This window comes from Amycolatopsis thailandensis, from assembly GCF_002234405.1.
Lineage (GTDB): Bacteria > Actinomycetota > Actinomycetes > Mycobacteriales > Pseudonocardiaceae > Amycolatopsis > Amycolatopsis thailandensis.
The window spans coordinates 1-604 of sequence record NZ_NMQT01000305.1 but is presented as its reverse complement, the minus strand read 5'-3'; the positions used below and the strand labels follow the sequence as shown (position 1 = coordinate 604).

The 604-nt window shown below is 68.4% G+C and carries 1 pseudogene; it reads left to right on the top strand.

Annotated elements, in window-relative coordinates:
- Positions 1–604: pseudogene (locus tag CFP71_RS42490) on the top strand (NAD-glutamate dehydrogenase domain-containing protein); the annotation flags it as partial.

Here is a 604-nt window from a genome sequence, read left to right as displayed (position 1 = left end):
ACCGGGTCCGCGAGGTCATCCACCGCGCGGGCTTCCCGATGGAGTCCTTCTCCGGCCAGCGGATGCTCGAAGTGCTGCAGAACTGGCCGCGCGCGGACCTGTTCTCGGCCGACACCGACTCGCTGTACTCGACGACGACGGGCGCGATCACGCTGTCGGATCGCAGACGGCTGCGCCTGTTCCTGCGCCGCGACCCGTACGGCCGTTTCTACTCCTGCCTCGTGTACCTCCCGCGTGACCGCTACACGACCCGTTCGCGGCTCGCGATGCAGGAGGTCCTGCTCGAAGAACTCGAAGGCACGCAACTCGAATACAGCGCGCGCATCGGGGAAACCGTGCTCGCGCAGGTGCACTTCATCGTGCACACCGACCCCTCTCAGCGGTCGGAACCGGACACCCTGCGCATCCAGGAACGGCTCAACGAAGCCGTCCGCAGCTGGGACGACCGGATGGTCGAGGCGATCCTCGCCGAGCGCCGCGAGCGCGCCGGTGACAGCGGCGTCGCGATCGGCCTCATGGGCGAGGAGTCCGCGGGTGAACAGGGCCAGCGGTTCGCGGCGGTGTTCCCCGAGGGCTACAAGGAGGACTTCACCGCGCTCGAAGC